The sequence below is a fragment of the uncultured Gimesia sp. genome, from assembly GCF_937910335.1.
Taxonomy (GTDB): Bacteria; Planctomycetota; Planctomycetia; order Planctomycetales; family Planctomycetaceae; genus Gimesia.
This window is the reverse complement of record NZ_CALEMX010000256.1, coordinates 1-8,967: the sequence shown is the minus strand read 5'-3', so window position 1 is coordinate 8,967 and position 8,967 is coordinate 1. Positions and strand designations below refer to the sequence as shown.

The 8,967-nt window shown below is 48.0% G+C and carries 6 protein-coding genes; 5 read left to right on the top strand and 1 reads right to left on the bottom strand.

Annotated elements, in window-relative coordinates; all coding sequences use genetic code 11:
* The first annotated feature begins 121 nt into the window (after positions 1–121).
* The 3 genes from Q0668_RS10330 to Q0668_RS10320 all read left to right on the top strand — a co-directional run bounded on the left by Q0668_RS10330 (position 122) and on the right by Q0668_RS10320 (position 4,617).
* Positions 122–1,738, top strand: coding sequence for an NAD(P)/FAD-dependent oxidoreductase (locus Q0668_RS10330; RefSeq protein ID WP_298863885.1), 1,617 nt, complete (start codon positions 122–124; stop codon positions 1,736–1,738).
* A gap of 129 nt (positions 1,739–1,867) precedes the next feature.
* Positions 1,868–3,988 carry an FAD-dependent oxidoreductase gene (locus Q0668_RS10325; protein ID WP_298863882.1) on the top strand — a complete coding sequence of 707 codons (2,121 nt, stop codon included), beginning with the start codon at positions 1,868–1,870 and terminating at the stop codon, positions 3,986–3,988.
* A gap of 182 nt (positions 3,989–4,170) precedes the next feature.
* Positions 4,171–4,617, top strand: coding sequence for an MOSC domain-containing protein (locus Q0668_RS10320; protein ID WP_298863878.1), 447 nt, complete (start codon positions 4,171–4,173; stop codon positions 4,615–4,617).
* A gap of 51 nt (positions 4,618–4,668) precedes the next feature.
* Here the strand turns inward: Q0668_RS10320 and Q0668_RS10315 are convergent, their stop codons facing one another.
* Positions 4,669–5,442, bottom strand: a complete 774-nt coding sequence (locus Q0668_RS10315; RefSeq protein WP_298863875.1) for a DUF1559 domain-containing protein — start codon at positions 5,440–5,442, stop codon at positions 4,669–4,671.
* A 418-nt stretch (positions 5,443–5,860) separates the two neighbouring features.
* Between Q0668_RS10315 and Q0668_RS10310 the strand changes: the two genes are divergently transcribed.
* On the top strand, positions 5,861–7,309 hold the full coding sequence (locus Q0668_RS10310) for a DUF1598 domain-containing protein (RefSeq protein ID WP_298863869.1): 1,449 nt from the start codon (positions 5,861–5,863) through the stop codon (positions 7,307–7,309).
* Between the two features lie 76 nt (positions 7,310–7,385).
* Positions 7,386–8,967 (top strand): arylsulfatase (locus Q0668_RS10305; protein ID WP_298863866.1); only part of this gene is annotated, 1,582 nt, incomplete at its 3' end.

The window sequence follows — 8,967 nt, the reverse complement described above, 5'->3', positions numbered from 1 at the left end:
AAATACAAAATTATTTGATACAACGATATAATATTCTTGTTCCCTCACACTCTGGTACACTTTAAATTCATCCCCATAATAGAATCAAAATCGATTCACTTCACTTTCGGTAATAACATCAATGTATGACTGTGTAATCGTTGGAGCAGGGCATAATGGTTTGGTTTGTGCTCATCAGTTGGCGCGAAGGGGCTGGAAAACATTAGTTCTTGAACGGCGGGAACTGGTGGGCGGCGCCTGTGTGACGGAAGAACTATGGCCCGGCTTCAAAGTCTCGACAGCTTCGTATCTGGTCAGTCTGCTCCTGCCGGAAATTGAACAGGAAATGCAGTTGGCGCGATACGGTTATCGAGTGCTGCCGCGGAATCCGAGTTCGTTCACGCCGCGTGCAGATGGGAAATCGCTGCTGCTGGGACCAGACCTCAAGCAGAATCAGGAACAGATCGCACAGTTCAGCGAGCGGGATGCCGAACAGTATCCCCGCTACGAAGCGATGCTGCAAAAAATCGCCGAATGCCTGGAGCCCGCATTGATGCAGACGCCCCCCGATCTGCTGCCGCTTCCCGCCAGCTGGCGTTCGATTGGCTTCGGGAAGAAACTACGTGATACAAAAACCGCCTATCATTTGCATCAATCTTTAAAACAACTGGGCGAAACCATCCCGGAAGCAATTGAACTTCTTACCGGCGCGGCGCTACCAATACTTAATCGCTGGTTCGAATCAGACATCCTTAAAGCAACGCTGGCAACCGACGCCATCATTGGTACGTTTCAACCGCCTTCCGCACCCGGAACCGCGTATGTGCTGCTACATCATGTAATGGGCTCGGCTGGTGGGGCACGAGGTGTCTGGGGTTATGTCGAAGGGGGAATGGGTGCGCTGAGTCAAGCGATGGCGGCTTCAGCACAAGACGCAGGTGTCGAAATCCGGACTGGTGTTTCGGTCGAAGAAATTTTGATCTCTGATCAGAAAACAACAGGAGTCAAGCTTTCGAATGGCGAAACCATTCCAACGCATTGTGTGGCCTCGAACGCCGACGCGCATGTGACGTTCGAAAAACTGATCCCGGCGGGTACGCTGCCAGAATCATTTGAAAACGCAGTCAGCCGCATCGATTACAGCAGCGCCAGCATGAAGATTAATCTCGCGGTCAGTGAACTTCCCGATTTCACTTGTATGCGCGGCAAAGAGGAACCGGGGCCGCAACATCGTGGTACAATTCACATTGGCGCGACCTGTGAAGAAATCGAGCGCGCCTACGACGATGCAAAATACGGTCAGCCCTCTCAGAAGCCGATCATTGAAATGACCATTCCTACGGCCGTCGACACCACACTGGCGCCTCCTGGAAAACATATTCTATCATTGTTCGTACAATACGCGCCTTACAAACTGGCTCATGGTAACTGGGACGAAATCAAAGAAGAGTTCGCCGACCGCTGTATTCAGCGTATCGCTGAATTTGCACCGAACTTGCCAGCGTCGATACTGCATCGCCATATACTGTCACCCCTTGATTTGGAACGAACTTTCAGTTTAACGGGAGGCAATATCTTCCAGGGCGCGATGCCCGCGCACCAGTTATATAATATGCGTCCCGTTCCAGGCTGGAGCGATTACCGCACACCGATTGAAGGACTCTATCTATGCGGCAGCGCCGCACACCCCGGCGGAGGCGTAATGGGCGCCTGCGGTCGAAATGCCGCGCGGGAAATGTTACGTGATGGGAAACGCTGAGAACACATCTGCCTTGACAATCGCTGGCATTCCGTTGAAATGGATATTACAGGATTAATCTGCGATGTCATAATCAAATGATACCCATGACTGTTTATCATACCCCCAGAATTCATTGAGCTTTCCAATATGCTTCATAAATTTATTGCCCTCGTTGCCGCTGTCTGCGGATTTCTTTTCTCATTTCAAGATCTTGCGGCAGCGGAGCCAGAGTATGCTGTTGATATTTGCGTATATGGAGGCACATCGGGCGGAGTGGTCGCCGCCGTCAAAGCAGCGAGGATGGGAAAACAGGCCATTCTGATCGAACCGGGGCAACACCTGGGGGGCATGAGTTCGGGGGGCTTAAGTTATTCGGATATGGGCAAAGCCGCTACGGTCGCCGGCATGTCGCGTGAATTTTATCAACGCGTCGGACACAAATACAATAAGCCGCTCGAAACTCAACTCGAACCGCACGTCGCCGAACAGGTGTTTGATGAAATGATCAAAGAAGCTGGCGTGACGGTTTTGAAAGGGGAGCATATCGCACAAGTTATCAAACAGGGACCCCGAATTGTAGAGCTGGAAACTCACAAAGGGACTCGCATCGGAGCCAAGATGTTTATCGACGCCACCTATGAAGGCGATCTGCTGACAGCGGCTGGCGTTTCGTATTCGTTGACCAGAGAAGCAAACGCTCAATACAACGAAACCTTGAATGGCATCCAGTTTCATGAAATCCCGCAAGTCCAATTCGGAAAAGTAAATGCGATTGGCAGACGGAAAGATCGGCGCGGCTTATGGGATCGATCGATTCCCCTCGACCCGTATCGTATTCCCGGCAAACCGGAGAGTGGCCTATTGCCTTTAATCGAAGAGGGAACACTGGGCACGATTGGCGAAGCGGCACCCGGAGTGCAGGCATACTGTTTTCGATTGTGTGTAACCGATCAGTCAGAGAATCGAATTCCGATCAAAGCTCCTGACAATTATGACCCGGCTCGGTATGAAATCGTGGCCCGCTACATTCAAGCCTGTGAAAAGGCGGGCGACCAGATGGATCTTCGCTGGTTCACCAAACACGATGCACTGCCCAATGGTAAATTCGATTTCAACACGGCTTATTTCGGTTTGAATTATGTAGGGGGAAACAAAGACTATTCTGAAGCCAGCTACGCCGGACGCCAGATGATCATCAAGGCTCATGAAAATTATGCGCGCGGCCTGTTTCACTTCCTGGCGACCGACAAACGAGTACCCGCCAAAGTAAGCAAGCAAATCAAACGCTACGGCTTGTGTAAAGATGAGTTTACCGATAATGGGGGCTGGCCTCATCAGCTTTATATTCGTGAATCACGACGCATGATCTCTGATCTGGTGATGACCGAACATCACTGTCGCCACAAAGAGGTTGCCGCCAAATCGGTCGGCCTGGCCTCGTATGGAATCGACATTCATGAAATCCGCCGGATTGCACATAAGGGTGTGATGGTTCGCGAAGGAAAACTGCTCGGCCATACCGGAACTCGAGGTCCTTATCCTATCGGCTATGACGCCATCGTTCCGAAAGCATCGGAATGTAATAACCTGCTGGTCACCTTTGCCATCTCTGCCAGTCACGTCGCCTTTGGGTCCACGCGAATGGAACCGGTACTGATGATTCTCAGCCAGTCCGCAGCGACTGCCGCCAGTCAGGCCATTGACGCCGGCTGTCGGATTCAAGACGTAGATTACAACAAACTGCGCAAACAATTATTGGCAGACGGCCAGTTGCTGGAATGGACGATGCCAAAGAAAAGCAGTACGACTCATTCACGCGCTCAAAAGCTATCTGGAATCGTCGTTGACGACTCACAAGCAGAATTCACTGGTGAATGGAGTAAAAGTAACGGCCAGCCGCCGCTGGTGGGCACGACCTATCATCACGATGGCAACAAAGCGCAGGGTCGCAAGAGCGCACGTTTTAAGACGATCCTTCCTGCGTCTGGTGAATTTGAAGTACGGTTGCTCTATACCGCGCACGAGAACCGCGCGACCAATGCTCCCGTCACTATTCAGAGCGCTGATGGGATAAAAACCGTTTACGTCAATCAGCGTCAGCCCGTACTGGTAAACCGGGTGCCACGTTCGCTGGGTCTGTTTCGTTTCGAAGCCGGCAAGCAGGCGCGCGTCACCGTTTCCAATACGGGAGCCGACGGTTATGTTACAGTAGATGGCGTGCAGTTTGTTCCCTTGAAAATCGCAAACAAAGAACGGTCAGGCAAATAGCTCTCCTGGTCGTTCGATCTACAACGGCTTCTCAATTGAACCCATCGAAAATAAAAATACGAAGTTTCTTCTTGGCAGAATACATAAAGTTAGTATGATTTCCCGTATCCTATCGCACATAAGTCCTCTGCGCTAGCATATGAATTATTCTCGCATTAATCATAATTTAAGTATTTCAAAAAATGATCGAAGCCCTCTATATCGCGAAAGAACGAAACGCTCCTCAGGAACAGGTCGAAAGCATTGAGCTTGTGGAAGGTAAGGGGATTGTCGGTGATCGTTACTTTGGTCGATCAGATTACCCCGGTCAACAAATCACGTTTATCGAGCGGGAAGAAATCGAATCATACAATCAAAGGTTTGAGCAAAATATCGACCTGTGTGACACCCGCCGCAATGTGATCACTCACGGTGTTCGACTCAACGATTTCGTGGGAAAAACCTTTCAAATCGGTGAGGTCAAGTTCATGGGCGTCGAACTTTGCGAACCGTGCGCCACATTAGGAGGCCGCCTGGAGAACGAAGCTATCCAGAAAACCGATGTTATCAAAGCCTTTGTCAATAAAGGTGGATTAAGAGCTGATGTATTGAGCAGTGGTTGTATTAAAGTCGGTATGCGGATTGAGTGAATTTGAGCACTTTCAGATATCAACAAGCTATTCAAAACAGGCCCGCTATTATTAGTATTCAGTCCTAGAAATTGGTTCTCCCCCATCTGGCGTACTCAGCGCTTTTAGAATTTTGGGGTCGATGTCCTTACTTAAGAACTTGCCACTTCCGTTAGAAAAGATGACATTCACTGATTTTTCATAGGGGCTTCCGAAATGATCGGGACCACCCCCGAGTCCCTTGGCTGGATCACGAAAATTAGAGGTTGAACCCCAGGCAGGGAATTTTGAATTAATTTCACCTAACATAATTGTAACTGCCATACCATCAGCGGCCGATATTTCATCGAGACTGTATGATTTATTAACTCCGAACAAGCGAGAATTAGCAGTGTAATGAGTTAGAGCATATCCTTTTGAATCCGTTGTCTTTTCAATGGACGGATTAATGAAAACTGGGATGTTGGTTGTAAAAATGTGCTGATTTACAGGATCATTCCATGGTTTTTCATATTTGATTTGATTTGCCAGCCCAACTTGATCCAGATACGGAACTACTGCCGTCATCCAACTATGTAGAGGTTTCCCTTGTTGATCTGTTGTCGTGCCGAGAGGCATATTTGATTCATGACCAGAAGTGTAGTTGACGACCGCTAATCCAATATTTCTGAGATTATTCATTGAAGCAAGTTTTGGAGCAATTCTGCGACGCCCTGGAGGAACTACAGTCGGGAGCGTCCATAACACAAATACAGTAAATATTGAAATCACGAAAATCACCACTGCAATATTAATTTTAAAGATCGACTTTTTCGTTTCAGGAGGCAGTTTGGCAGAATCATTCATTTCAGGCTGACTTTCAAATGAGGTTGATTCAGAGATTTAACATTCAATCTACATTATACTCAGGAGAATTTATGTTGTACAAGAAGTATTTGAGGAGTCCGTGAAGCATATGATTCATGGACCATTTTCTATAAGAATAACATATATTGGGTTTCACTTACTCACCTTGATTGTTACGAAACTGGTTTTACATCACTCTCAACGCTTAACTAGACATCCTGGGAATTGATCAATATCTCTATTTCGGAGTAGCACACAGGTTGCATATGGGGTTTGATCTGTTCCAATTTATGAGCGAATCTCTGAGTTCGAGTCCTGAAAATGAACAAAAGGCTGCCTTTGGGCGTGCCGCGTTGTTAGAATAATGTTAGTCATAACTCATTGCGGGCAGCAATCAGCGGGCAGAAAGATTTGATCGATGAATGACTCCCCTCACACTTCGTCAAGAAACAGCAATCCATTCTCGTATTCCATTTACATTCTTAGCTTCTTCGTTTTCTTCCTGTGTGTCAGTCCTCCGACTTCGGCACAAGTGAATAACGGCGGTGGGAACAATGGCGGTGGCAATAACCAGAATGGTAATAACCAGCAGAACGCAGGCGGGATTACCATTGATGCCGAAGGTGTGATTTCCGCACAGTTCCGAGTCACGCAAAACAGCAAACAATTAAATCAGCGTCGACTGCAGGCACTCGCGGCCGAGTCGCTTTCCAGTGATCTGAATCAAAAATCAGAGTTCCGCAAAATTTCACTTGTGAAACTGGAAAAAGCGTGCCAGGAACTCAAATCAAAAAATCAGCCTCTTCCTCCGGAAATCCAATATCTGGCCGGACTCTTGCGAATTGATTATCTTTTCGTGGATCATAAAAACAATGACTTGATCATCGCAGGTCCGGCAGAAGGCTTCGCGACCAACGCACAAAATCGGGTTGTGGGTGTAGAATCAGGTCGACCGCCGCTACGACTGGACGATCTAGTTGTGGCCTTTCAGTCCCAGGAAAGAGGTTTGATCACAGGCTGTTCTTTCGATGCAAAGCCGGGAAATCTTGCGAAGATGAATGAGTATATCCGCCGCACCAACAATGCCTCTTCCACGACAACGGCTGTGACACGTTTTAAAACGATGGCACAGATTTTAGGCATGCAGGATGTATCGGTGACTGGTGTTCCCGCAGGCTCGCATTACGCGAGGATACTGGTGGAAGCCGACTATATGTTGAAACGAATTTCCATCGGGTTGGAACCTTCGGGAATTCGCGAAATCAAAAGCCATCTGGCGACACTACGCGGTGGTGGCAACAGCACTCAACGCTGGTGGTTCACTCCCTTGTACGATGCCTTCACCACGACAGCAGACCGGGATGCGTTTACTTTTTCGGGGCAGCGACTTCAAATGATGTCGCAGGAAGAATTCGTCAATCAAGCGGGGCAAAGGACAGACGCCGCCCAGACTCGACTTTCGACAACAAAATATGCGCAGCAATTTACCAAACACTTTGCGAAGCTGGCAGATCTACATCCCACGTTTGCGGAATTACAGTCAATCACCGATTTAACTGTATTGGCAGCGTTGATCAGAAAAGAACGCCTCGATCAACAGGTTGAGTGGGATCATCGTTTCTTTTCTACTGCATCGGAATATTTGGTTCCACAGGGAAACATCCCCAAACAGGTCCCGACTGCGATGAATTACAAAAAAGCCAGTCGACTGATGATTTGCCTGGTGGGTGGGGGAGTGACCGTAAATGCCAGAAGGGTCGTAAATCAGACGGAGTTTCAAACATCCAGAGATGACACGCTCGATCAGAAAAAAACAGCCGCCTTTGAACGTCGTGGAAAAAAAACTGTCCGCTGGTGGTGGGATTGATAGGTAATTCCTTTAGAATGGTTTCTGATTTGAACCACTTTTGACTTCAAACTCGAAAAGGAAATTCGCTTCTACCATGCAACGTATACCTGTTTTGAACCTTGCGGTATTATCATTTTTGATTCTCTTCCTATTCCCCATTCAGTCCTCACAAGCTGCTGATCAGCCGAATGTATTGTTGATCATGACCGATGATCAAGGTTGGGGAGATATCCAATCTCACGAAAACCTCTTGATCAACACTCCTCAGCAAGACCTGCTGGCAAAGCAGGGGGCACGGTTTGATCGGTTTTATGTTTCTCCCGTTTGTGCACCGACGCGAGCGGCTTTGCTGACGGGTCGTTACAGTTTGAGAACCGGCGTGCATGGCGTGACGCGTGGTTTTGAAAACATGCGGGCCGACGAAGTTACGATTGCAGAAGTTCTCAAGTCGGCCGGTTATGCCACGGGGGCGTTTGGAAAATGGCACAATGGTCGTCACTATCCAATGCATCCTAACGGGCAGGGCTTTGATGAATTCTTCGGTTTTTGTGGCGGCCATTGGAATCGTTACTTTGATACGAACCTCGAACACAACAATCAACCTGTTGAAACAAAAGGCTATATTACCGATGTTTTGACTGACAAAGCGATTCAATTTATCAAGCAAAACAAGAACCAGCCTTTCTTCTGTTATGTGCCTTATAATGCACCGCATTCGCCTTGGATTGTACCTGATAAATACTGGAACAAATACGCGAACAAAGGCCTGGATGACAAAGCCCGCTGTGCTTATGCGATGGTTGAAAGTGTCGATGACAATCTTGGACGGCTGATGCAGACCTTGGATAATTTTGACCTCACTGACAACACGATTGTTCTGTTTCTGACAGACAATGGCCCGAATAGCAAACGTTATAATGGCGACATGCGCGGCCAGAAAGGGTCCATTCATGAAGGGGGCATTCGCGTTCCTCTGTTTGTGCGTTATCCTGGAAAAATCAAACCGGGAACTGTTGTGAAACCAATTGCTGCTCACATTGACATTTTACCAACGTTGCGCGATTTTTGTGGCGTGAGTCCATCGTCTGGAAATCGTGTTGACGGAAAAAGTCTGGTGCCGTTACTGACGGGCAGCTCTCCGGAAGAGTGGCCGAAACGGATGCTCTTTGCAGATCGGCTGTTTCGCAATTCAATTCCCGGAAAAGAAATCCCAGTGGGATCAGTACGCACAGAGCGCTGGCGGGCCGCTTATGAACGAAACCATCAGTGGAAACTATATGACATGCTGGCAGATCCCGGACAAAAAAAAGATGTCTCGAATGCCCATCCACAAGTGACACAGAAATTGAAAGCTGCTTACACTGATTGGTTCAAGGATGTCTCAAGCCAGGGCTTTGAACCGATCCCAATTCCAGTGGGACACCCCAAAGAAAAAGTGAGTTCGATTCCAGCGAATGAATCATTCCTGGAACCAGAAGCAGGGAAGGGCATCAATTATAGTGGAAAAGGCCATAACGGTTATGCGAACAGTTGGCTTGAAGACTGGACCGATTCAGCAGCTTCAGCGGTTTGGCATTTGGATATTTTAACACCAGGAACTTATTCACTGACATTAAAATATACATGTAATGCGAAAGATGTTGGTTGTGAAATTCAAACTGAAGTCGCCAACCAGA

What these genes read in the sequence shown, in the direction of transcription:
- Q0668_RS10320 (WP_298863878.1), top strand. Translation starts at nt 4,171, where the DNA reads ATGATCGAAGCCCTCTATATCGCGAAAGAACGAAACGCTCCTCAGGAA.
- Q0668_RS10315 (WP_298863875.1), bottom strand. Translation starts at nt 5,442, where the DNA reads ATGAATGATTCTGCCAAACTGCCTCCTGAAACGAAAAAGTCGATCTTT.
- Q0668_RS10325 (WP_298863882.1), top strand. Translation starts at nt 1,868, where the DNA reads ATGCTTCATAAATTTATTGCCCTCGTTGCCGCTGTCTGCGGATTTCTT.
- Q0668_RS10330 (WP_298863885.1), top strand. Translation starts at nt 122, where the DNA reads ATGTATGACTGTGTAATCGTTGGAGCAGGGCATAATGGTTTGGTTTGT.
- Q0668_RS10310 (WP_298863869.1), top strand. Translation starts at nt 5,861, where the DNA reads ATGAATGACTCCCCTCACACTTCGTCAAGAAACAGCAATCCATTCTCG.